Annotated in this window: 18 protein-coding genes and 2 pseudogenes; 11 read left to right on the top strand and 9 right to left on the bottom strand. The window is 46.4% G+C overall.

The window, feature by feature from the left end; translation table 11 throughout:
- The first annotated feature begins 18 nt into the window (after window positions 1-18).
- On the top strand, window positions 19-3,936 hold the full coding sequence (locus WC959_02475) for a glycoside hydrolase domain-containing protein (protein ID MFA5688008.1): 3,918 nt from the start codon (window positions 19-21) through the stop codon (window positions 3,934-3,936).
- 645 nt (window positions 3,937-4,581) lie between these two features.
- Here WC959_02475 and WC959_02480 read toward each other — a convergent pair.
- The gene (locus WC959_02480; protein MFA5688009.1) at window positions 4,582-6,000 is read right to left on the bottom strand and encodes an arylsulfatase; all 1,419 of its coding nucleotides are present in this window, start codon (window positions 5,998-6,000) and stop codon (window positions 4,582-4,584) included.
- A 471-nt stretch (window positions 6,001-6,471) separates the two neighbouring features.
- Between WC959_02480 and WC959_02485 the strand changes: the two genes are divergently transcribed.
- From WC959_02485 to WC959_02495, 3 genes are all read left to right on the top strand, one after another.
- Complete coding sequence (locus tag WC959_02485; GenBank protein MFA5688010.1) at window positions 6,472-7,272, top strand: PEP-CTERM sorting domain-containing protein; 801 nt, start codon at window positions 6,472-6,474, stop codon at window positions 7,270-7,272.
- Between the two features lie 151 nt (window positions 7,273-7,423).
- Window positions 7,424-8,122, top strand: coding sequence for a hypothetical protein (locus tag WC959_02490; GenBank protein ID MFA5688011.1), 699 nt, complete (start codon window positions 7,424-7,426; stop codon window positions 8,120-8,122).
- A gap of 239 nt (window positions 8,123-8,361) precedes the next feature.
- Window positions 8,362-9,114: a PEP-CTERM sorting domain-containing protein gene (locus WC959_02495; protein ID MFA5688012.1), complete on the top strand. Its 753-nt coding sequence runs from the start codon at window positions 8,362-8,364 to the stop codon at window positions 9,112-9,114.
- Between the two features lie 170 nt (window positions 9,115-9,284).
- On the opposite strand, the gene WC959_02500 is transcribed toward WC959_02495, so the two are convergent.
- The 3 genes from WC959_02500 to WC959_02510 form a co-directional block, all read right to left on the bottom strand.
- Complete coding sequence (locus WC959_02500) at window positions 9,285-9,584, bottom strand: hypothetical protein (protein MFA5688013.1); 300 nt, start codon at window positions 9,582-9,584, stop codon at window positions 9,285-9,287.
- Window positions 9,585-9,825: 241 nt separating this feature from the next.
- Window positions 9,826-10,128 (bottom strand): hypothetical protein, encoded by a 303-nt coding sequence (locus WC959_02505; protein ID MFA5688014.1) that lies wholly within the window; start codon window positions 10,126-10,128, stop codon window positions 9,826-9,828.
- Window positions 10,125-10,343 (bottom strand): hypothetical protein, encoded by a 219-nt coding sequence (locus WC959_02510; GenBank protein MFA5688015.1) that lies wholly within the window; start codon window positions 10,341-10,343, stop codon window positions 10,125-10,127. Before WC959_02510 ends, WC959_02505 begins: the two co-directional genes overlap by 4 nt.
- A 255-nt stretch (window positions 10,344-10,598) precedes the next feature.
- Between WC959_02510 and WC959_02515 the strand changes: the two genes are divergently transcribed.
- From WC959_02515 to WC959_02530, 4 genes and pseudogenes are all read left to right on the top strand, one after another.
- The gene (locus tag WC959_02515; GenBank protein MFA5688016.1) at window positions 10,599-12,848 is read left to right on the top strand and encodes a hypothetical protein; all 2,250 of its coding nucleotides are present in this window, start codon (window positions 10,599-10,601) and stop codon (window positions 12,846-12,848) included.
- 63 nt (window positions 12,849-12,911) lie between these two features.
- On the top strand, window positions 12,912-13,928 hold the full coding sequence (locus WC959_02520) for a DUF6786 family protein (protein MFA5688017.1): 1,017 nt from the start codon (window positions 12,912-12,914) through the stop codon (window positions 13,926-13,928).
- Window positions 13,929-13,939: 11 nt separating this feature from the next.
- The gene (locus WC959_02525) at window positions 13,940-14,815 is read left to right on the top strand and encodes a polysaccharide deacetylase family protein (GenBank protein MFA5688018.1); all 876 of its coding nucleotides are present in this window, start codon (window positions 13,940-13,942) and stop codon (window positions 14,813-14,815) included.
- Window positions 14,816-14,887: 72 nt separating this feature from the next.
- Window positions 14,888-15,870 (top strand): annotated as a pseudogene (locus WC959_02530) (IS481 family transposase).
- 483 nt (window positions 15,871-16,353) lie between these two features.
- On the opposite strand, the gene WC959_02535 reads toward WC959_02530, so the two are convergent.
- From WC959_02535 to WC959_02545, 3 genes are all read right to left on the bottom strand, one after another.
- The gene (locus WC959_02535) at window positions 16,354-16,887 is read right to left on the bottom strand and encodes a glycosyltransferase (GenBank protein ID MFA5688019.1); all 534 of its coding nucleotides are present in this window, start codon (window positions 16,885-16,887) and stop codon (window positions 16,354-16,356) included.
- Window positions 16,842-17,261, bottom strand: a complete 420-nt coding sequence (locus WC959_02540; GenBank protein MFA5688020.1) for a hypothetical protein — start codon at window positions 17,259-17,261, stop codon at window positions 16,842-16,844. Before WC959_02540 ends, WC959_02535 begins: the two co-directional genes overlap by 46 nt.
- Before the next feature lie 302 nt (window positions 17,262-17,563).
- The gene (locus WC959_02545) at window positions 17,564-18,271 is read right to left on the bottom strand and encodes an FkbM family methyltransferase (protein MFA5688021.1); all 708 of its coding nucleotides are present in this window, start codon (window positions 18,269-18,271) and stop codon (window positions 17,564-17,566) included.
- A 287-nt stretch (window positions 18,272-18,558) separates the two neighbouring features.
- Here WC959_02545 and WC959_02550 point away from each other — a divergent pair.
- Together WC959_02550 and WC959_02555 are read left to right on the top strand one after the other, a co-directional pair.
- A pseudogene (locus tag WC959_02550) lies at window positions 18,559-19,311 on the top strand (DUF2961 domain-containing protein).
- Window positions 19,312-19,361: 50 nt separating this feature from the next.
- The gene (locus tag WC959_02555; protein ID MFA5688022.1) at window positions 19,362-20,726 is read left to right on the top strand and encodes a DUF2961 domain-containing protein; all 1,365 of its coding nucleotides are present in this window, start codon (window positions 19,362-19,364) and stop codon (window positions 20,724-20,726) included.
- Here WC959_02555 and recO read toward each other — a convergent pair.
- Window positions 20,723-21,463, bottom strand: coding sequence for a DNA repair protein RecO (gene recO, locus WC959_02560; protein ID MFA5688023.1), 741 nt, complete (start codon window positions 21,461-21,463; stop codon window positions 20,723-20,725). The two genes, WC959_02555 and recO, sit on opposite strands and share 4 nt — an antisense overlap.
- Before the next feature lies 1 nt (window position 21,464).
- Window positions 21,465-22,838, bottom strand: a complete 1,374-nt coding sequence (gene mgtE / locus WC959_02565) for a magnesium transporter (protein MFA5688024.1) — start codon at window positions 22,836-22,838, stop codon at window positions 21,465-21,467.
- A 247-nt stretch (window positions 22,839-23,085) separates the two neighbouring features.
- On the opposite strand from mgtE, the gene WC959_02570 reads away from it, so the two are divergent.
- On the top strand, window positions 23,086-23,523 hold the full coding sequence (locus WC959_02570) for a divergent PAP2 family protein (GenBank protein ID MFA5688025.1): 438 nt from the start codon (window positions 23,086-23,088) through the stop codon (window positions 23,521-23,523).
- Window positions 23,524-23,637: the final 114 nt, after the last annotated feature.

Raw genomic sequence — 23,637 nt, forward strand, 5'->3', positions numbered from 1 at the left:
AGAGGAAAGGGAACGGGTGTGAAACGTATAATGATAAATTTGTTGTTTGTTATGTTTATGGTGTTTGTTTCAAATCCACCGGCGGCACTATCGGAAGATTTGCTGTTCCATGCCGGATTTGAAGATTCGATTGATGCAAACTTTGCCGGCGGAAGCCGCGCCGGCAGGTACATGAATGTAAAAGAAAAACCTGTTTTCAGGCCGGGGAAGTCCGACAAGGGAATCAGTGTCGGTCGCGGACAGTCGGCGGTGATCTATCAGGCTGATGGCAATATATTTTCGGATGAAGGGAGCCTGACGTTCTGGGTTAAGGCTGATGAAGGCAAAGGCTGGCATAATGTTCGCGGTTCAGGAGGCAACTATGTTTTTTTCCGTGCACGTGCTGAAAATAAATCGGATCTGCTCATTTATAAATATGATCACAGTGCGACGGTCTGGATGTTTTTAAGGGTGTATGACGATTACGGTTCTGTGACAACTCATAATTTGGTTTTCCCGGCATTCAACGAATATGAATGGAACTGCATCGGCATGGTCTGGGAAAAAGAAAACGGTATTGAAGTTTACCTTAACGGGGTTCCCGTCGCTTCAAACGGCGATTATCAAATGCCGGCTGAGTTGGTGGAGTTTTCTTTCGGGAATCCGTGGGCGGGAGCGGAAGATAACCGGATTCAAGATGAGTTAAAAATTTACAGTCGTGCATTCAACCGGTTTGAAATGATGGATCTGTACCGGACGGAGGCACAAATTATGCACGCGCAGGTGATCGGTGTACCGCCGCTGTCTGAACCGGTTACTGTGGATGGAGTCATTGATTCTGATGAATGGAAAAACAGCGTGCGCTTCCCGCTAACGTATAATGCCAGCCGTGGCGGGCCGGCTCATCCGTTGACCTGGGTGAACCTTGGATATGATAAGGAATTTCTTTATTTTTCACTGTCCACTCGTATTCCGGATGAAGCACTCGAAGATCCCGAGAGGATGCTTCTTCGGGGAGCATTGCGCTCAAATGAAACTAAACATGACACGGCAGTAATTTTTGACGACAGTTATGAATTACGCATTGCCGCATTTGATCCGGCCTCGGATAATACTAAAGATTCTGTTTACCGTTTAGTTGTGAACGGAATCAATACGCATTACGATTACGAGCTGCTTCCGCCAAAAAACCATGCCAGATTGCAGTGGGATCCAGACTGGGAAACGGCTTCTGTGCTGAGCAGTGATCGCTGGCAGGTGGAGGGGAAAATTCCATTTTCCTCATTTGGAAATATGCCTGAAGCCGGCGATGTCTGGGGGATATCTTTTTTCAGAATATGGTGGATGTTAAAAGAAGAGATAAACGGGCTGGTTCCGTGGGGCGAGATACGTTCTCTTGGATGGCGCGATGCAGTTGACGGAATGGCACGCATGCTTTTTCTTACCGGAAACGACCCGGTTCTGCAGATCGTTTCAATGGACGGATTGACTGTCGGCGAACCGGATCTGAAATTCACCGTGCGGAATCAAAGTGCTCAGTCAATAGATGCACAATTCAATTTATGTTCCGCTAATGATGAAAAACTGCTTGAACAGCGCGTGGCGCTTGCCGGCAGTGAGGCGCAGGAAATTTCTTTTTCCGCGCCGGAATTTTATAACTCAGCCGGCGCTGCTGAACTTTCTGTCAGCGTTTCAGCACCGGATGCAGCTTCCTTATTTAACATGCAGTTTCCGGTAACCCGTGAAGAGGGTGCACGTATTACTTTCAAGTATTATCCTTCATATGAAAAAATCCGGATAGGTGCGAATATCTCTTCGCTGGGTTCTGCACAGAATGTCAGCGGTGTGTGCGCGCTGAAAAAAAGCACCACGGAAGAGAGCGTCGCTCAATGTGAAGTTATAATAAAAGGAAGTTTGGCTGTCGCGGAGCTGGATATCCATAATGTTCCGGCAGGACTGTATACAATGGAGCTCCGCTTAAAAAATAATGAGTCAGGACAGGAACTGACGGAAGAACGGAAATTCGAAAAACAGCCGCTGCCGGACTGGCTGGGTAATACAATCGGCGTTACCGGTGTTCCGGTTCCATGGAGCCCGGTTGAACTGTCGGAAAACAAGATCAGAATATGGGGTCGGGACTATGTGTTCGGCTCACTGCTCCCGGTAGCGATTGATACACAGGACACACCGTTGTTAACCGCTCCGGCGTATCTCACCGGTGTTATAAATAAAAAATCAGAGACACTTGCCGCCGGTGAAAACACGGTTTCATCACATACTCCGGAAGAGATCTGTCTTGCCGGCAGTGCGGCTGGAAACGGCTGGAAATTTTCAAGCCGCAGTACAGTTGAATTCGACGGGTTCTGCTGGACCGTGCTTACACTGGAAGCAATTGAAGATATTGAAGTTGATCAATTGTCAGTTACATTCCCTCTGGCAAAAGAGGCCATGACGCTGATTAATCCGTCTGATCACTCTCTGATTACAACCGGAAGGCTGCCGCAAGAAGGCTGGAAAGGCGCCGTCAGACCTCTTTGGCTCGGCGATGAAGATGCCGGCATACATTTTATCTGGGAGCAGGCTGATCAATGGAAAGGTCCGGTTGACGAGCAGATCCATGTACGGTGTGCCGGTGATAATGTTACGGTTCAAATGAATCTGATTGCTGAGCGGACGGTATATAAAAAAGGATCAATTGCCGAGTTTCCGTTTGGATTTCAGGCCACGCCGGTTAAGCCGATCCGTAAGTATCGTGACTGGCGTATTGCTGCAGATCCGGCAACAACTGCAGAAACCAATGTGACTTTTGTGCAAATGTGGACGCCGAACTGGTCCGTATCGCCGGACACCGGCGCCACCGCCGGTGCTACGCTGTATCCGATGCCGAAAGATAATCTCGCTCCGCTCATCAGACAGCTGCCGGACGGACGGAAGCTTATTCAGATGCCATATAACTCACTGAAAAACACCTGGCCGAAACGGCCGGAATTTGAACTGTTTAAAGATGAATGGCTGTTAACCTGGGATAAACAGATTAATGAAGTGTTTGAAGTTGCCTGTCCGGCTCCGTCCTATCGTGATTATTATATGTATACGATGAATCATCTGTTTGAAAAAACAGATGTCCCCGGACTGTATTATGATGTATCATTGCCGAACCACTGCGCGAACCCGATGTGCAAAGAGCATGCGCTTGACGGGCTGAATTTTAAAGCAACACGGGCTCTGCTGCGGAGGGTGTATTCATTGGCAAAAAGTAAAGATCCTGACAGTATCATCGTTTTTCACTCATCCAGCTGGTTTCACATGCCGGTATTAAGTTTTGCCGACATGCAAATTGTGGGAGAAAATTTCGCTGCACTGCTGGATCATAAAAATAACCGCGGCTATGAGAAGACACAGTTAACGTTAGATGCGTTTCGTGCTGCGTACAGGGGCGACAACTTAGGTCATAAAACCGGATTTCTTCCTCAATTCTCCCGTGTGGGGAGTATTAAATGGGAAGAGTGGAATGAAATAGGTTCAGGGCATGCGGATTACATTATCGGCATGACGCTCCTGCATGACGCCCTGTTATGGGTTGCTTATTTCCCGAAAGAATTTATGGCCCCGCTATATGATATATTTAATCAAACCGGCTGGGGAAATGACTGGGAATATATTCCGTACTGGACACAGCAGTATACTCAGACACTTCCGATCGACGATACCGCCGTCAGTTTCTATAAGCGACCGGATGGCAAACAGTATATGGCCGTTGTATTCAACGCAACAGATCAGGAACAAAGCCTGCAGTTAGAGATAGATCTTGCGGCCATGGGATTGTCTGCCGCAAATACCAGTATTCAGAAAATGCTGCCCGACCATCAGGAAATACCGCTTAAAAAAAGCATTCAAATCAATATGCCGCAGTATTCTTACCAGGTATATTTATTGACAGATCGTATAGGGGAATAATTTCTCTTGAGCTCAAAAGGTAGATTGTAAAAATACGTGCCCGGTTGGAGGGGAAGAAATTCCATGCCAGAATGAATCGTTCAAAATAAAAGAAAGGGGCATTCGGGCATGGAACAGACAACCTCATCCGCAAAAAGGAAAACATTTGAGCCAGATCGAAAGATCTGGCTGCGGATGAATTAATATCCGTCCACCGCAATTTTTTGAATTTTGAAACAGCTGAAAAACAGTTCAATCAGAAAATAGCGGCATGACTCAAAAAATTCCAGTCAGGCATTTGCTTTTACAATCTGCTATGGGCTGTATTTTATAATATATCCTTTGCTAATAACTTATATAAAATACGTTGCCGCTCACGTTGAGATGGAAGAATGATATTTTGCAGTCGCACACGTTTTCAGAATCAGACCCGCCGTATTTGGCAATCTTGCCGTCATCGGCGCTTTTCACATTCATAAAATTCAGCCTGGCTGACCCGTTTTATGCGGTTGAAGGCAGAACACCAATGAATGAGCTTCTTGATTGCCGCGAACGCGACGTTTCGCTGCGTTCATACCAGCTCCGAGAGGAGCTGTGATGAAAACAAGAACCCCGAGTTTCCTCGGGGGTATCTATGCTGATAACTAAATCCCGTACGTCATCTTCTTAATCACGGTATGTTCCAAAGCGGAAACTTTCGACTTCCGGCTTCCGCCGTTCGCGCAAAATAATTTCTTCCATTTGTGCAACGATGTCTGGATGCTGCACGGCAATATCGTTTGATTCAGAGATATCTGTTTTCAGGTTATAAAGCCGGGCCGGCAAATCCGGTTGGTAGAGTATCAATTCTTTTACTAGTTTCCAGTCACCCATGCGCACGGCGACCTGTCCGCTATACCCGGGGTAGTCCCATAACAGAAAATCGTGTGTTTTCTGCTGCGGCTCTCCGAGCATTTCCGGCAGAATGCTGATGCCGTCCGCTGCCGGCGGCACACTGACGCCGGTTAATTCGGCAAAAGTCGGCATCAGGTCATACTGAATGCCGACAAAGTCAGAAACCGTACCGGCAGAAATTTTTTGCGGCCAGCGCGCAATAAAGGGAATGCGAACACCACCTTCAAAAGTATCTCCTTTCAAGCCGCGCAAGGGCCCGACACTGTTGAAAAAGGTGTAATCAACCTGCTCGCCTAAAAACGTGGTACCGTTATCTGATGTAAAGATCACAATGGTGTTTTCATCAAGATTCAACTCTTTTAGCTGTGCGAATATCCGGCCGACCTGCCGGTCCATAAAAGAAATCATTGTGGCATAGCAGGCGCGCGGCGTCGGGTGGGGCTGATAGCTTTGTCCGGTATACGGTATTTCTTCCCATTTATCTAAATAAGGTTTGATGTATTCTTCCGGAACCTGCAATGCGAGGTGCGGCAGTACCGTAGCATAATAGAGAAAAAACGGTGCGTTACGTTTTTCGCGAATGAACTGCAGCATTTCATCGGCAATGAGCTGGGGCGCGTATTGTGTGCCGTCAAGCAGTTGAGGTACGCCGTCACGATCCAGATACGCCGGATAAAGATTGTGTGCATGCGCTTGGCAGCTGTATCCGTAAAACCGGTCAAAGCCCTGTTTTAGCGGGTCGCCGGAAGTGCCGGCGACACCAAGCCCCCATTTACCGAAACAGGCCGTGGCATAACCGGCGTCTTTCAGCATTTCTGCAATGGTAATGTCATCTGCCGGCATCGGCAGTTGACCGGGATAAAGTAAAGCACCGTTGGCCAGCCGTCTTTCCGGCATATCCATTTTTTTATTGTTGCGAATATACGAATGACCAGCGTGTTTCCCGGTGAGCAGCATATAGCGCGCCGGCGCACAAACCGGTGCGCTGCTGTAAAACTGAGTGAACCGCATTCCTTCCGCCGCCATTGCATCAAGGTGAGGCGTTTTGATTTTCTGCTGGCCGTAGCAGCCGAGTTCGCCCCAACCGAGATCATCAGCGAGGATCAGGATAATATTCGGAAGCTGCACATTTTCCGCACCGGCAGAAACAGCGGTAGCGGCAATTAGAGAAGACGATATAATGCTGTTCATTTTATACTTTCCTTATTTTTAACATTTTTAAAGTGATCGTAGATTGTTTGGATAGCGAAATGTCATATTTTGTTTTATACTGTATTTCTAGCCATAAAAGCAATTCGAATTTCATTTTTATTAATATTTATGCTAAAAATAAGGCATGAAAAAAAGTAAAAAATTTACTTTTCAATGAATAAATTTTATATATCATATAGCATGTTAAAAGAAAAGGTGGTGAAAGCTTAATTTATGAATTTCGAGTGAAGAATAGTCTGTTTTCTTGGGATGTATAGTGTACAAGTATTAATTGACAGACAGACGACAGGAGAACAGTTTTTAGACATGGCGAATCCAAGGAAAATACGAAATCCACGATTTCTGATTCACGAGAGGGAGTGTAAGCTATTAATTCGGGATAGCAACCAAGGCATAAAATCAAGCACAGAATAAACGAATGGTTCAATCACAAAAAAATGGAGGTATAAAATGAGAAATAGAGTAAAACTGAATACAATAATCATATCAGCAATTATATTAACATTCGCATTAAATTCTTCAGCAATACCCATGTGGGATGTTGATTTTTCCGGAATGGCAGAGGGAGTAGCGCCCACTTTGGGCTCTGCGGTTGCCGGCCAGACAAACACGAGGCCGACAGGTGTTGCTGCTGCTGGAATTACTGTTACTAATAATTATACTGCCGGCGGAGTAATACTGCCGGGGTCTTCTGCCGTATTTTCACATCCTTCCGGCAGTGAAAATAGGCAGCTTACTTTCGTGGGTGCAACTGCTGATTATACGGCTGGAGAAACATTTGTGTTAAGCTTTAAGGCACTTGCTAACAGAGAAGAAACCAGTACAATAGGAAATACTCTGCAACTTAAATTTCGTAATGCAAGCAATAACATATTTTCAACGGTTACCTTTCGGGGAAATGGAGATGTGCTATTATCAACTACTTTAGGCGGTGGCACCACTACATTTTTGTCTGTCTATAATCATAACGAGCTTATGGATATAGAAATAGCATTTAACTTTGCAGATGGGGCTACCGGCAGCCTGGCGTTAAATATTAACGGCAATCCTGTTGGAGATCTGGCATTGGGCGCAGCGAATCCTCTGGATTGGGGTATTCGCGATTTCTGGTTCGAGCGCGGAGGCGCCAATATATCATTTGAGTGGGCGCTTACGGATATTCAGACAATTCCCGAACCCGGAACGTCGGCGTTTTTATTTGTTGGTGTGGCCGGTGCCACATTGATTGTCAGAAGAAGAAATAAGCTGTAAGCGCGCATCTCGTTGCAAGAATTGCATTATAAAAGGCGGCACGCACTGCCGCCTTTAAAACAAGGCAGAAAATAAAAAAGGTTTTTTGTGGCATTTTATGCAATTGATTGCGGATTTTTACAGGAGGCGCCTAAGGAAAACGGAGTGCCGAATGAAGAATAAGAAACGGATTATCAAAGCAGTAATTGTTGCGGTTTGTATTCTGAATTGTGAAGCAAAAGTAGAAAACCACAATTTTGAGCGAACAGATCCGTCGCTTATATTGGAATCCATTCTCCGCCTTTCACATAAATACAGTAACGGTACGTGGACGTCTGCGCATACGGCGGCAGGTAAACGCAAATTTGTCATTGAGACTGATGGCACCAACAGATATGCAGCGGTCGTATGCGACTACGTTCCGGCGGTGACCGGCTTAGGACAGTTTATTGACGGTGGCTTTTATGCCGGTGAAGTGCAATTCTCCTACGATATGAGATATCTTGCGGTTGATTCCAGAGCGGCATACCGGATTGTTGTTATCGGAATTAATGCGAATGGATCCAGTCAGGTTTGTTCAAAACTTACCGGCGGAGAGGCCATGAGAGAAATCGAGGCGCCGGAAGCAGTTAATCAGGACGTCAGTAAAGGTCTTTTCCACGACGTGAGCGGAAGAGCCAGGGGCGATATTTTGTATGACAGTACCGTAACCGGGCTGAGCGGGAAGTCTGACTGGAAGACGGTTTCAAAAACATTCACGGTTGATAAAAAATATACCTATCTCGGTATAAAAATAATGGTTACCGGAGTCCGGACAGACGTTACGCAAGCTTACGTTCATTTTGATAATATTAATCTTAATGTTAAATAATACGGCTTACCAGTACCGGATAAAATATTGTTTAAGAGCGCACATTATTTTTTGTGAATGTATTTTATCGTTTATAAAAATGAGAATTCGCCGGTGGCATGATCGTTTTGATAATCTAAAACTTACAGTTTTTTTGCAGAAGCAAACTGAGTATCGTAAATTTATTATATACAATGTTATTATCTACAAGCACGGTACAGGCAGAACGGGTGAATAAAATAATAGGAAAGGAAAATACAATGAGAGTAATCGTGAACATGGGACTGATTATAAGCATTGCGGGGATGATTCAGGCAAATCTACTGGTTGATCCCGGATTTGAGAATGAACAGCTTACGAAACAGAGTTTCATCACTCCAGGTGATACATCTACATGGATATATGCAGAACCCTCGGCTGATCGCGGATTTAAAATCGTTACGCAGGGAACTAATAAATATATGGCATTGAGTGCGCCGTCCGGCGCTGGCAATTCTGTGCTTGGAATAGGACAGATTTTGAACAGCAGTTCTTTAACCGGTGCGTTTGAGTTTTCTTTCGATGTATCGTATGACACTGATAGAGCCAATGCGGCATACCGGGTTGTTGTTGTCGGGCTTAACTTAAATGGAACAAGTAAAACCCTTACCGGCAGCTTAATTGATGCAAATGCCCTTACTGTCATGGATGTGGTGAATACGACCGATGCTATGGGCATTTTTAGAGATGCAGATGGCGTGGCTGACGGTGAGATTCTTTTTGATAAAATGGTAAGTTTAGGAAGCGGCGCATCCAGCGACTGGACAACGGAATCCGGTACTTTTACAATCACCGATGCGTATGATTATATCGCTGTGAAAATACTAGCTGTAGGATTCATGAATAGTGGTAACACTTCAGGGAAAACGATTTGTTTTGATAACGTTGTTTTAGTTCCTGAACCGGCAACCGCCGGGCTGTTTATTCTTTCCGGAATCGCGGCATGTTTATCACGTAAATATATTCGCCGGTAATCAGACAAAACAGGATATGCAGTGCAAAAAGCGGTACTCGGGCCGCTTTTTGCGCTTTAAGAGTGGGTTGTTAGGAATTTCAGGTCGTAACACGTCTCGGTGAGGCACCTGTAGATGAATCATGGATTCCTACTAAACGGACTTCGCTTTACGCCGAAACCCTGGATTTATTAACAACGGTGTGCTGGCGGAAATGAGCAAGGGAATTGCAACGAATGCAAAAACAGTGCAGTCGGAAAATGTGCAAACAGCAGATTCATGACAGTCGATGCCGCGACATAACCGAGCGCGTCGGCGGCGATGGTTGTTGTACCGAGATCGGTGCCTGAATACTCAGTATGTTCTGTCGCTGAAATGCTAATAATTATTGGCAAAATGCCGGTGATTGCCCTGTTGGTGAGCGTGGAGGAAGTGACGATGCTGATAGTCCAATTTGCTGGCAGAGTGTAAATGCTGCCTGTAATAGTCATACAACGTCAGAGGCATATGCGGAATGCGTTCGGGAATAGCGCGGAGCAGACCCATCGACCGAACAGTATGCTGAATCAGGAAATGGATAAAAACAAGATAGCTCGGTGTTCCGATGTGTGATGAACAGTTTGTAAATATGCGCTAGCATAAACAATAATATAGGTTTCAGCCAGTATATAAAAAACGATGCATAGCAGGGAAGTTGAAATGATTTCTGTTTTACAATTATGCTAAGCGCTGTTAAATGAATCCGTTCATCTTGCGCTGGTGCTGGCAAAATTGTGTGCGCGGGAAAAGAATTACGAGCAGGGAGGATATTGCTGCCACACCGATAAAAAACCGCCAGCTCATGTCGTGCGGCGGCTGCCAGCTCGTCAGTGTCGGCCCTGCGATTACTCTGGCATAGAAAACGACCTGTGACGGATTCATAAAAAAACGCCGGCGCTCCGGATAAAGGGCAGAAAATACCATAGTGCTCATATTTTCAATCATGATGCCGCCACCCATATCCATCAAAATTCCGCCGGTGATTGCCATATTCAAATGCGCTGCGATGATCCATGAACCAGTGTACCGGCAAGCAGCAGAATGCAGGCGACAGACAAAACAGCTTTTCCCCCGATGTAATCCGCCAGAATCCCGTAAATAATCGCTGCCAGAAGATAACCGCAGAATTGAACTGCCGACACTTGCACCAGAGTGCCGGAATCAACATTCAATGTGTCTGCCGCCCGCAGGGCATAACCGCAGCGGTGCATTTGAAAAAGCGGAAATACGAAAAGAAATGATAACGCCGTTGCCGTGGCGAATTTACCGGCGTCGGATCGTAGCTGTATACTTTGCGCCAAGTTTATGCACTTTTTTCTTGAAAACAGCCACTGCGTTCTTGTTTATTTAACATTATTAATGTGAAATAATTACAGTCTGCGGCGGGTTGCAATTCTAAATCATGGTATCCGATGATAAGACAGTGTAATTTCTCAGTACCAACCTGAGGGAGAAAGATAGAAGTTATGTATATGACATTGTTTGATTGGAGCATTACCGTTATAACAATGGTACTAGTTATCTTTCTGGTGCAATATACGAAACGTTATGTCCGTACGGTTTCAAGTTTTCTGGTGGGAGGCCGAGTAGCGGGACGTTATCTACTAACAGTGGCCGGTGAAATGGGAGCAGTAGGTGCAATTTCTCTTATTGCTCTTTGGGAATCGCAGTATTTTTCCGGCTGGGGAGCGACCTGGTGGGGAGTTCTTCAGCAGCCGTTTGTGCTGATACTGGTTCTTTCAGGCTGGGTGATTTACCGGTACCGGCAGACGCGTTCATTAACTCTGGCGCAGTTTTTTGAAAAACGGTACAGCCGGAACTTCCGGGTGTTCACTGGTTTAACTGGGTTTGTTGCCGGTGCGATTAATTATGCGATTTTTCCGTCAGTTACGAGCCGGTTTATCATATATGTCTGTGGCATTCCGGAATACAATGTGATGTTCGGTGGGCTGACGGTTTCATTGAGCTATGCACTCATTATGCTTATCATGGTGGGGTTTGCTCTATGGATTACCTTGCGTTCCGGACAGGTTGGTATTATGATAACTGATGGCATTCAGGGGTTGATAGTTGTAACGCTTCTGCTGGTATTGTCTGTATATCTTGTTCAACTGTGCGGCTGGGACCGGATCGGTGAAGCGCTGACCAATACGCCGGATCCTGAAACACGTTCTATGATCAATCCATTTAAAACGTCGCAGGTGCGTGATTTTAATATCTGGTTTTATGCGATTGCAATTTTCGGAGCATTTTACAGTCGTATGGCGTGGCAGGGCAACAGCGGGTATAATGCGGCAGCAAAATCGCCTCACGAAGCACGAATGGCCGGAATTCTGCAGATGTTCCGCACGACCACATATGCCCTGATAGTCGGCAGTATGGCCATGGTCGCATATACGGTGATGCATCACACGGATTTTGCGGATATCGCAGCAGTGGCTCAGGAGCGGATTACTGCTATTCTTAATCCGACCGTCCAAAAACAGATGACAGTGCCACTGGCGATTAGCAGCGCGTTACCAGTTGGATTACTGGGTTGCCTAGTTGTAGTGGTTATTTCGATGGCGGTGACCACCGATGATACTTATCTGTTATCGTGGGGAAGTATTTTTATCCAGGATGTTATCCTGCCGTTCCGGAAAACCCCATTATCGCCGGGAGCACATTTGCGGCTGTTGCGCTGGTCGATCACCGGAGTTGCCATATTCGCTTACCTGTTCAGCCTTCTTTTCCGGCAGACACAGTATATTTTTATGTTTTTCGCCATTACTGGTGCGTTATTTACTGCTGGAGCCGGTTCAGCAATTATCGGTGGGCTTTACTGGAAACAGGGCACGACCGCTGGCGCCTGGGCGGCCATGCTTACCGGTGCAGTCCTTTCAGTGTCGTCTATTATCATCCAGCAGCAGCCGTTTCATCGTCTACCGGTGCATATTGATGCACCTACGGCTGCATCTGTGATGATTAACCATGTTCCTGCAGTGCGAACGGCGGATGGCTGGAAAGGAACAGTGGCGTTCTGGCGGAATGATGAATGGCAGAATGTGCATATTGGCATTACCGGTAAAGACGATCGCACTGCAGAAAGTGTTGTTTCATATGCATACGGCACGGAATATCCACATATTCCGCTGCCAGAAAATATCTGGCCAGAAGAATTTTCCGAGGTGAAAATCTCACCGGCTACCGGCAGTTTTATCCTTACCGGCGACTCCGCCAAACAGCAGATTTATTACTATATTCGCGGCATAAATGGACAGTGGATGTGGTTTTTTTCAATACTGATCGCCATCATGATTTATATCATCGTTTCATTAATTCGTCCGCAGATATTCAATATGGACAAACTGCTTCATCGCGGACAATATGCCACTGCCGATGTCCCTGATGTTGCACCGGTGCGTGGCTGGCGGGCAATATTTCGAATTACCGATGAGTTTTCTCTGGGTGACCGGATTATCTATTTTTCCGCCATGAGCTGGTCCCTTGGCTGGATGACAATTTATATCGTCTTGATTATTCTGAATGCCATTAGTGTGCGCAGCGATTGGTTTTGGGTCATCTTTTTTAAAAGTCAATTTTATGCAATTGTTGTGATCAGTGCGATTACCATTGTCTGGTTTGGCATTGGCGCAGTCCGGGATATGCGCGAATTCTGCCGGACGCTAGCGGAACTGGAGCCTGACGCGGCCGATGATGGCCGCGTAGAAAAATAAGATGATTCCAGAAAGTAGGGCGTGATATTCTGAAAGCGATTATAAAAAATTTGTTGGATTAATATGCTGTCACTGTTGAAAGAATATGATGCCGCTGTGCAAACCATCCGTTCCGGCGCTGGAACAATTATTGTGTCGCCGGGATTGCAAGGCAGAATTTTCTGTGAAGTGGATGGAACATTTGTCCACCGGCTGGATGAAGCCATATTGAAAAATCCGGATCCGGTGGAGTTCAATAACTTCGGAGGAAATTCATTATGGCCGGCGCCCGAAGGCGGCGCGTATGCTTATAATTATCTGGCCGACGGTAAATGGACGGTACAGCCGGCAATGAACCGTCAGCCGGCGCAAATAATCATGTCCACTGCGGAACAGATTGAAATTGCAAAGGATATGCAGCTGAGTAACCGGCGCGGCGCAGATATAGCGTTGCGGTTTTTCCGGCGGATTACACCGGCGGATATCCGCGAACTGTTGAATGGCTATCAACTGCGGGGTGTGGCATATTGTACCGATGAATCGCTTGTGCCGCTGGCGGAATATAAGCTGGATGATGTTGTTGTGAGCGCCTGGTCGCTCGAGCAGCTGCCTGATGCCGACGGTGTGATTGCGTTCGGGCGGGTGAATGGCGCGGTAGAGAATTGTATCAACGCCGACTTTTACGGCAATCCGCACAGTCGCTTGTCATATTACGAAAACGGATTCCGGTTTGAACTCGGCGCCGCCGACCGGTTGCAGATCGGCATCAAAGCAGACTCTCAACCGGAACTGATCGGCTCCTACAATCCGGCACGCAACATGCTGGTGGTTCGTTATACGCCTGTGCGGCATGACGGCCGGTATATTAATATTGCGGATAACGATCAGCCTGCCGGTGTTTATTTCGCCGCCGATCAGTTTAGTATTTTTAATGGTGCAACACTCGGATTTCATGAACTTGAAACCATTGCCCCGATGAATTCAGAACGCGGCAGATTGACCGGAAGCCGGCTGCAGTCAACAACCATCATTCTGCAGGGCAAGGCAGACCAGTTGAAACGCTGTCTGCATGATTTTTTCAAGGTAACATTCGTACTATAAGGAAAGAAAAAATGAGAGCAGTATTTGGTTTTGACATGGAAACGGATATTGGCAGCTGGACGCCCTGGTATAACGGTTTTGCCGCCGGATCTCAGGCGATTCTGGATGTATTGGAAAAACATGGAATCTCGGCAACATTTTTTTTTACTGCCGATGCCGCTCATAAAAATCCTGATACAGTTCAAAAAATCATTCAGGCGGGACATGAGATCGGCTGCCATACCCTGCATCATGAAACTGTCGGCGATGCGCTGTTTGAAATTCCCGGCGCACTGCCGCTGCTGCCGGAGGAAGTGCCGAACCGCATAAAACGTGCAACCGAAGAGGTTGAAAAAGCCACCGGTATCCGTCCGGTGTCATTCCGCTGCCCGCGGCTATGGGGTTCAACGGCGGTATGTAATGCACTGGAAGAGCTCGGGTATATCGCTGATGCGACCTATCCGCTCTATTTTTATCGCAAACAGCTTGAGCCCTATCATCCGTCCCGTACCGACTGGACAAAAAAAGGCGACATGAAATTAATAGAGTTGCCGAATTTTGCCGATTTATCAATGACGTCCACTGATCCGTATGGGCGTGATATGGATCAGTGGCCGATCTGGCGCACTGAAAGTGCAGCTGCGCTGATCGCGCATATCGATAATTATACCGGATATTGCGAACAGCGCGGTGTAACCGAGCCGTTCCTCTGTTTCTATATGCATCCCTGGGAATTTGCAGCAATGCCGGAAGGGTTGCTGCATTACGGCGAAGGGTCTGTCCTGCCGGATCCGTTCCTGATTAAAAACTGCGGCGATTATGCCACAGAGCAATTCGATGTGCTGATTGACTTGCTGAAAGCACGCGGCGCTGAATTTTTGCAGTGTAAACAAATCAGTGTATTATAAAAATGAGCCTACCAGATGTTTAGTCCCACAGTGTACTGGAGTGATGTATAACCAGCTCTGGAGGGATAAATTATGGGACAGATAGTACACGGGTGCGTCCGTACGACTGAGGCGGTTCGTCGAACGATACAACATAGTCAAGAGAGCCTGAATGTTCTGGCCCGGAGGCACGGTATTAACCCGAAAACCGTAGCGAAGTGGCGACAGCGCACAATAGTACAAGATGCCCCGATGGGGCCTAGGCAACCCCGGTCAACGGTGCTGAGCAAAGAAGAAGCCGCTCGTGTCGCTTTTCGGCAGCACACACGACTTCCGCTCGATGATTGTCTTTACGGCTTGCAGACCGCCATACCTCATTTAACACGCTCCTTGCTACCAACGTTATGGTAGTAGCCGGCTGCTGGATACCAGAGATCCGCAGAACAACCGGAAATTCAAAACCTATCCGGACGGGTTTTTCCATATCGACATCGCTGAGGTTCGCACGGAAGAAGGCAGGTTGTATATGTTCGTTGCCATTGTTCATACGTCAAAGTTTACTTTTGTTCAGCTTCACGAAAAGGCAACGCGGCGAATGTCTGCCGACTTTCTTAAAGAGCTCATCTAGGCCGTTCCTTATACTATTCACACCGTATTGACGGATAACGGAACCCGGTTTACCTCGCCGGGGAACCGACGGTCTGCAACATCGGATATCAAGCAGGCGATAAATTCCGGAAATCTTTTTCGCGCACATGCCTTTGAGCCGGCTTGCGCCCGAAACAATATAGATCACCGGCTGACCAAACCCAACCATCCTTGGACAAACGGACAGGTTGAGCGGATGAACCAGACGTTGAAAGAAGCAACGGTGAAGCGTTAGTACTACGGAACCCATGATCAGCTGAAAGAACATGTACAGACCTTTTTGATGGCCTGTCACTTTTGCCAAACGGCTCAAAACATTACGCGGTCTCTCGCCATACGAATATATCTGCAAAACCTGAACCTGGACTTCTGCTCAGGATCGGTTTAAGTTTGATCCGTTCCGGTACACTGTGGGACTAAACAGCTAATGGGTGTGAGGCATGATAATTTTATTTCCCAGCCATGATGGAACAGGTGGCGTTTAGGTGATGATGTAAAAATTCATAAATCTACAATCGGAAGAAATATTTAATCTTACCTTGATTTTGATGGTACAAAATTGCTACACTTTTATTACAGAAATGAAGTGTAGCAATTGAAAGCTGGAGAATATAGGTTGTTTATTATTAGGATATTACGTTAACATTGCTAAAAAATGGGTTCGACTCCCCTTGCCTCCAGATCATCAGAGATAACTTCTTGATTCATAGATAACTATGTAATTTACAATAAGTTATACTTTTCAAACTGCTATACTTTTACTACACTTTGGAGGCAGTAAAGGTGTTAATTGTAGTTGATATGCAATGTTGCATTATCAGAAATAGTATTTACTACTTCTGCTGCGAGATTCCTTTTCCTAAACCTCAATATTCAATAGATATAAAAGGCTGAGCGGTGGAAATGCCAGGTTAAATTAAACGAAGCAACGCCTCCGTTTGAAAGGATGAGATCAATTCGATATCAAATGCGCGAATGCTTTTTTCTCTGGCTCGCTTCCCCATAGCGATCCGTTCATCTTGCTGCCGGTACATTTGTAAAAGGGTCGTTTTGAACTCTTCCATATCCGCCGGATCAAAAAGCAATCCCGTTTCATTTTCTTCAATCAGGCCTTCAAACCCTTTCAACCGGGCGGCCAAGATCGGCAGGCCGCACGCCATTTCATGCGAGAGTGTGTCAGTAACGTGAAAATTATCTGAGAATTGGCCGATACGCATAACTAAGCCGATGTCCGCTGTGCGGAGCGCATCTACAACATCGCTTTCATAAGGAAGCCAGCCAGTAAAGATAACGCAGTTGTTCATGGCGAGTTCTTCGGCGAGTTTTATTAGATTTTCTTTTTCCGGCCCCGAGCCGACTAACAGATATTTCATATTCGGGATTTGATCTTTTAATTCAGCTAATGCACGGATAATCCGGTCGTTTCCTTTATTCGGATGGAGTATCCCGGGTGAACAATAATAAAATCAGTTTCATTTAAACCAAATTTCCGGCGTGCCGCATATTTATCTCCTGGAGAATAGAGTGATGTATCGCAGGGATTGTATGCGCAGCAAATTATATCGGGCGGGATACCCTGTTTTTCGAGGAATGTTTTTGTATAGGGTACTTTTGTAAAAATCAACGGAAGCTTTCTCCATGACCAATAGTCGATTTTTAACAGTAAATCGCTTAGTTTTCGAAATGCAGGGTGCTGTTCGCTATAGATCACGGTGAAAAAATCCGCGACAGTTATGCTTAAGTTTTTCCCATAAAAAATTAATGAGATAAAAGCACCCAGTGGAAGCGTTTCATCCCAGAACACAGCATTGATTTTCATCAACCGGCAGCGCAATGCGATCCAGGGCAGAGCTGCGTACCAGAAAAGAGTACCAGCCAGTTTACCGGTTGTTGAGCTCCGGTTCATGCAAACGGGCAGACAGTGAACAGTGCAATGTGCCCGGATTAAGGCGGGGACGGGGGCGGTGCTTTTCATGCCGAAATAATGAACTTCAATACCCGCTTCGTTTAGTTTCTGAATAATATATGGAATGGAATGACAGGTTGCCGTATGGCCTGCCGGACCATAACGATGCCAGAACGCTATTTTTTTAGACTTCATGGAATTTTTAAGAGGCGCTATCATACTGTTGCCGGAATATCAGCATTATCTTTCCATCCATACGTGGTCAGGTGTTTTTCAAAAGTCGTTTTTGTTTGATAACCGAGAGAATGAAAAAAATTCTCAACAAATAACGATGTTTGCTTCCCGTTGACAACATGATAAGAGGCGATTGCCGCATAAATAGAATTTTGGGAAATCGTTTTCCGGCAGCCTTCGAGCGCTTCAATTTCTGCGCCTCCAATATCCATTTTTAAAACATCAATATGGTTAATGCCCAGGCTTTCCAGTTCATCATCAAGGCGGCAGACCAGAATAGGGTCTCCATGATATGTATCATTAACTGATACGGAGAGTCCGTTTGCTCCGGACGCATTTAAAACAGTTGACGTGTTCCACAAACCTTTTGGAACGATGATGAAATTTTTATTTTTTTCCCGGGAAAGATTCCTTTCGAGAATTTTCCGGTTTTTCGGTGTCGGTTCAAAACAGATAATTCGTCCTGTCGGCCCGATTTTTCTGGAAGCATAAACCGCGTAATCTCCGGGATAAGCGCCTGCATCGACAACAATATCGCCTTTTTTTAGCTTCCGGAATAATTCATATCCTTTTACCGGAGAAAAATCGGCGATAAAATCCGGAACAAGCGGGTTGAAAGCTAAAAAATAACGCAATGCATTTTTTGGAGGCACTTCGGGTATTTTCGCAAAAAGATCAGAAAAATTCATTTAGTGATCTTTTATGTATATCAAATCTGCGTCAATCAAACAATTAGGAATAGAATCATTGAAAATTCAGTCTATACAGAATAAAAACTGTGGCAGGGACTGTTGGCAAGCAGTCTGGAGAACCTAATATGCGAACGTATTTATTTTCTATACTGATCATCGGATTATTTGCAGGTGGCTGCTCTAATCGGAAGAACAGCGCGCCGGATTATGTCGATGTTGCCGTACTATTAGAGAAAATGACAAATCTAAACACGTTTGCGGAAAATCCAATCGGATTGTCATTTATGGAAAGTTCGTATGATCGGACCGGCGGCAATCAGGACTGGGTCGTTTATACACGCGCCAATACGCTGCCAAACGGGCGCATCAAACTTTTTGAAGCAATTGGTCCCGGCTATATTTCGCGGTTTTGGATTGCGAGTTTTGATGCCAGCCGCTGGCTTTTCTTTTTTGACGGGGAATCAGAGCCCCGGCTGAATTTGTCAAAAGATGAACTTTTCGGTGAAAAATTTCCGTTTCTTCCGCCTCTGGCAGGACAATCCGGCGGCGGACGTTATTGCCTCTTCCCAATACCGTTCAGCAAAAGTATTCGTATCGAAGTGATACCGAAAGATTTAAATCCGGCAAACCGGAATTATTTTCAGATTAATTATACCAGATTAAATATGAATTCTGCCGATGTTGAAAGTTTTCCGGCAGCGTGGTCTGCTGACCAAAGTAATTTGGTTGAAGTTGTAAATAATACACTGGATGTTCAGTGCCAGGAACAATCTGAATTAATTTCATTATGCTTAACCGATGCACAGCCTCAAACAATTCAGCCCGGAGAGAGCTTGCCGTTCTGGAATGACACCGATAAAGGGGTTCTTAAAACGATATGTATACGGATTGATTCTCCGACAGATGCTGCTGCAATTTATGCTGAGTTATTACGTCAGTTACGATTGAAAATGATCTGGGATGGAACTTCTTTTCCCAGCGTCGATGTTCCGCTGGGCGATTTCTTCTGTAATCCGTTTTATTTCCGTTCGTATGCTTCTATGCCATTGGGGAGGGGGGTAGAAATACATTTATTTGCCGGTTTCCGATGCCGTATAAAAACGGAGCACTTTGTATTCTTGAAAATAATTCGAAAATCCCGGTTTCCATTTCAATTTCCACTGAGGGAAATCGCGACAGTACTGAAGGGTTGTCACGAAAATTCCATGCCGGATGGCGGGCATCCTCTGTTTCCGGTACACCGTTCCGAATGTTAAAGATAACCGGACGGGGGCATTATGTCGGAAGTTTTGTTTCTGCGATTGGCCAGGATGGCAGTTGGAATATTCTGGAAGGGGATGAATTTGTGGTGCCTGATGCCGGTACGCAGCCACCGCAGCTTGGGACCGGGTTAGAAGATTATTTCAATGGGGCATATTATTATACCAGCCTTTTTGATTTACCTCTGCACGGATTAATTGAAAAAGGCGCAATGCGGACAGATCAATATCGGTTTCACTTGTTAGATGCTGTTTCGTTTAATAAATCAATGGAAATGGGATTTGAGTTCGGCGACCGCAATCGTGCACAGGGATATATGTCCGGTGTGGTATATTGGTATGCCGATCGTGCATCATCCGCAATGCTTCCGGTGGGGCAGAAACACCTGTTAGTCCGTCCGGTAGACCGGTTTGAACTGGCGGGAATGATGTCCCAGCTTTTTTTACTGGAACGGGACGGGCTTTATGCTGATGCCGCGGCAAGAATGGAATTTTTTTCGGAGCGGTACCGGAATCAGCCGTGGAATGATCTTTTTAAAGTCCGGGCATTAGCCTATCGGGAAAAGATTGATGGGTTTCTTTCTGTTAAAGCCGATTATCAGGTTTTTATGAAAAGTACAAACGCGGCTGCGGCACAAGCATCTTCCGACCGGCTCTGGTTATCGGAAGATTCATCTCATGCGCTATTAGGTATTCATGCCTTGTGCAAATATAAATTGAAAAAGAATGGGGAGGTCATTGCAGAAGGCGAAGGGCGGAATAATTTACGTGTGTTGCGCACATCTGTAACTGCCGGCGAACATATATGGGATGTTGAACTGGAGCCGACGGCGCAAGGAAGTTTTTTTTCATTTTGTTTGCGAATGCAAACGGGAGACATTACTTCTGCCGGTGAATGGGAAACGATCGAAGCTGTCGCATTTCCTGACCGGCCGGACTTTGGAGAATTTAAAGGCGAACAGGTTTTGCCGAATATGACAGTCTGGGCATTTGTTCCTAATGCATATATCAATATGCAAAGCCCAGCAATGGGAATCAATCTTTGGCCTTTCTGGGCGCCGGTGCCGGAAGTAAAATCCGTTCATTTACGGAAAAAATGGACATTGGAAAAAAATTTACCGGAATTAAGTCTGAAGAAAGAAAAAGAACGGGGTGCAGACGAATTGAAAGCATATACGGTTGATTCATATTAAGCTGCGCGGAGGGTTTCGATGGCGGTACAGCGGACGTGGGGCGGGAGGTCGAATTGGTAAGCGACGAATTTTTCGAGGACGCGGTCGATTTGTGCACTGCAGGCCGGGTTAATTTTCATTTGCAGCGCTTCTGCCGGATTATCGATCTGCTGCCATGCTTTTAAAAGCTCAACGGCCTGCGGCGCAAGCGGCGCGGCGGCGATGCGGTTGGCGGCGGCGTAGTCGGGCTTGATGACGCCGCCGTATTCGGCAGAGAAGCGATAGACGCGCCGTTCGTCATCGTTCAGCTGAAGTTTACAGCCCTGATATTCGGCAAAGTGCAGATCGAACCAGATTAAAAATTCCGGTACGCGTCCGAATTCTTCGGCATACGAAAGCATCTCTTCAAAAAATTCAAACCGTCCGGGTTCGTGCGCGTGGCGCGGTGTGGTTTTAGCAAAGAGCGCTGAAATATATCCGGCGGCAGCGCAGGCGCGCCAGTCCGTGCGGAACATAGTGCGCGGGTGCAGCATGGAACACTCCTTGGCGATATGCGCGCCGCGCTCAGCACGATCATAAAAAAGCAGTTCGCTGGTGGCAAAGAAGTCGTACTGTCCGCGAAACAGGCTGTTTTTGCGTTGGTCGCCTTTCATGCCGGTCGAGAGTTTGCCGTACTGCGCAGTGAGCCAGGTGACGATGCGCGATGTATTCGAAATATCGGTCCAGTAAAGCGGAATCGCCTGCGTTTTGATGATCATGTTAGATAAGCGGGCTAATCAGAGCAAAAGTGACGCCGTAATAAATCAGCAGGGCAGTGATATCGTTCGACGCACTGACGAACGGACCGGAAGCGACCGCCGGATCAATTTTAAAATGGTTCAGCACCAGCGGCACCGCCGCGCCGAAAACCGCAGCAAATGTCATTGCGCTGAACAGCGCAGCGCCGACGCAGAATGCGAGGAACACCGGATGAAAAGCCGTCGTTGTGCTGATAACGAACCGCGCCCACAATCCAATAATCGTTCCGCAGATTATGCCCATCATCATTCCGATGCTCATCTCCCTCAACAGCATCCGGCGCAGTGTTTTGTGTGAAAATGTCCCGAGCGCCAGTCCGCGAATGATCAGCGTAGACGATTGAATGCCGGTGTTCCCTCCCATACCCATAACGATTGGAACAAAAAAGCTGAGCGCCAGTACTTCCATCATGGAAATGCTGTGCATGAATCCTTTTAAAATCATGCTGGTGACGAAGCCTGAAAAGAGGGTGATGAACAGCCACGGCAGACGCGCCTGGCAAGATGCGAACGGCGATGGGTCTTTCAGTTCGGTATTATCTGAACCGGCAAGTTTAAAAATATCCTCCGAGGCTTCTTCTTCAATCACATCGACCATGTCATCAACCGTCACGCGGCCGACGAGCCGGTTTTCAGCGTCTACCACCGGCAGTGATGTTAAATCGTATTTTGACATGATGCGCGCAACTTCTTCCTGGTCGGTATCTGTCTGCGCCGTAAACAGCGCGGTTTCGGCGAGCTGTGCAAGTGTTTTGTGCCGGTTTTCTGTCCTCAATAACTGCCAAAGCTGCACATAGCCGATCAAATGGTTTGCCACATCAATGACATAAATCAGGTAAAACGGTTCATTGAGATCCAGTGAGCCGACATGCTCGATTGCTTCCGCTGCTGTTTTTGTACCGGGCAGGGCGATGAGATCCGTCGTCATAATCCCGCCGGCGGTATATTTATCATGGCTAAGCAGTTCACGTACCTCTTCGGACTCCTCCGGCGGCATTAAATCGAGCACCTCTTCGCTGCGCTCTTTTTCCAGATCACCAAGCAGGTCCGCTGCGTCGTCCGGCGCCATTTCCTCAATAATATCAGAGATTTCTTCAACTGTCAGATCTTCAAGAATGTCTTCAGCAGTAGTGTCGTCAAGCTCGATATAAACATCGGCCTTGGTTTCATCGGAAAGCAGATCAAAGAGTTTTATCTGTGCATCATCGGACGAATGCCGGATAACATCTGCAATATCCGCCGGATGGAGTTGATCGAGCAGCTCCGGGAGTTTTGCCCAGAGTTCGCTGCGGATGCAGAAATTAATCTGCTCTTTGATGCGGTTAATATTATCCATCGCTTTCTCCGGTGCTGGACTGATTACTACTTAGCATATAATTTTCATATGCCGCCGCCAAGCAAAAGCTAATCCGGACGGCATTTTCCGAATCCCGTTCATGCCCGGCCTAAAAAAGTCTTGCCGTCAAATTGCTGATTTTTTTACCGGCACGCATTATTTTCGACATATTTCTGAGTTCGAAATTTCTTGTTCGGGATTCTGCTGTTCATTAACATCCACCTCTTTTTAAAACAGGAAAAACTGAATGAACACGCTCCATATCTCATTCTGGTGCGCAGCGGCCGGCTGGCTGACAGCGCAGCTGATTAAAATGCTGATTTCACTAATTCAGCAGCACCGGCTCGATTTCCGCTATCTGGTAAGTACCGGCGGGATGCCGAGCGCGCATTCAGCATTCGTTTGCGCCGCCGCAACAACAATTGGAATAACAGAGGGCTTAAGCTCTGCCATGTTTTCATTCAGTGTTATCTTTGCGTTCGTCGTGATGTTTGATGCCCAAACAGTCCGCGCCGCAGCGGGGCGTCAGGCGCGTCTGTTAAATCAGATTGTCGATGAACTTTTTACGGAACGTCATTTTTCTGATGAAAAACTCAAAGAACTGCTGGGTCACACACGCATCGAAGTATTTTTCGGCATGCTCACCGGCGTTGTTGTTGCACTGGCAATTTTACGGTGGGTTTAATGGGATCCCTTTGTGGTTCTAAATCTTAGAAAAACATAACGACAGTAAAATTGATTGTTCTATTTTTTTACTTTTTCCCCGCAGGATTACTCGACACTGTTTCGCATTTCCCCG

The sequence above is a fragment of the Kiritimatiellales bacterium genome, from assembly GCA_041656295.1.
Lineage (GTDB): Bacteria > Verrucomicrobiota > Kiritimatiellia > Kiritimatiellales > Tichowtungiaceae > Tichowtungia.

Coding starts and splice junctions, on each gene's coding strand:
- WC959_02480 (MFA5688009.1), bottom strand. CDS start 6,000: ATGAACAGCATTATATCGTCTTCTCTAATTGCCGCTACCGCTGTTTCT.
- WC959_02485 (MFA5688010.1), top strand. CDS start 6,472: ATGAGAAATAGAGTAAAACTGAATACAATAATCATATCAGCAATTATA.
- WC959_02490 (MFA5688011.1), top strand. CDS start 7,424: ATGAAGAATAAGAAACGGATTATCAAAGCAGTAATTGTTGCGGTTTGT.
- WC959_02495 (MFA5688012.1), top strand. CDS start 8,362: ATGAGAGTAATCGTGAACATGGGACTGATTATAAGCATTGCGGGGATG.
- WC959_02500 (MFA5688013.1), bottom strand. CDS start 9,584: ATGACTATTACAGGCAGCATTTACACTCTGCCAGCAAATTGGACTATC.
- WC959_02510 (MFA5688015.1), bottom strand. CDS start 10,343: ATGCACCGCTGCGGTTATGCCCTGCGGGCGGCAGACACATTGAATGTT.
- WC959_02515 (MFA5688016.1), top strand. CDS start 10,599: ATGTATATGACATTGTTTGATTGGAGCATTACCGTTATAACAATGGTA.
- WC959_02520 (MFA5688017.1), top strand. CDS start 12,912: ATGCTGTCACTGTTGAAAGAATATGATGCCGCTGTGCAAACCATCCGT.
- WC959_02525 (MFA5688018.1), top strand. CDS start 13,940: ATGAGAGCAGTATTTGGTTTTGACATGGAAACGGATATTGGCAGCTGG.
- WC959_02540 (MFA5688020.1), bottom strand. CDS start 17,261: ATGAAAATCAATGCTGTGTTCTGGGATGAAACGCTTCCACTGGGTGCT.
- WC959_02545 (MFA5688021.1), bottom strand. CDS start 18,271: ATGAATTTTTCTGATCTTTTTGCGAAAATACCCGAAGTGCCTCCAAAA.
- WC959_02555 (MFA5688022.1), top strand. CDS start 19,362: ATGCCGTATAAAAACGGAGCACTTTGTATTCTTGAAAATAATTCGAAA.
- recO (MFA5688023.1), bottom strand. CDS start 21,463: ATGATCATCAAAACGCAGGCGATTCCGCTTTACTGGACCGATATTTCG.
- mgtE (MFA5688024.1), bottom strand. CDS start 22,838: ATGGATAATATTAACCGCATCAAAGAGCAGATTAATTTCTGCATCCGC.
- WC959_02570 (MFA5688025.1), top strand. CDS start 23,086: ATGAACACGCTCCATATCTCATTCTGGTGCGCAGCGGCCGGCTGGCTG.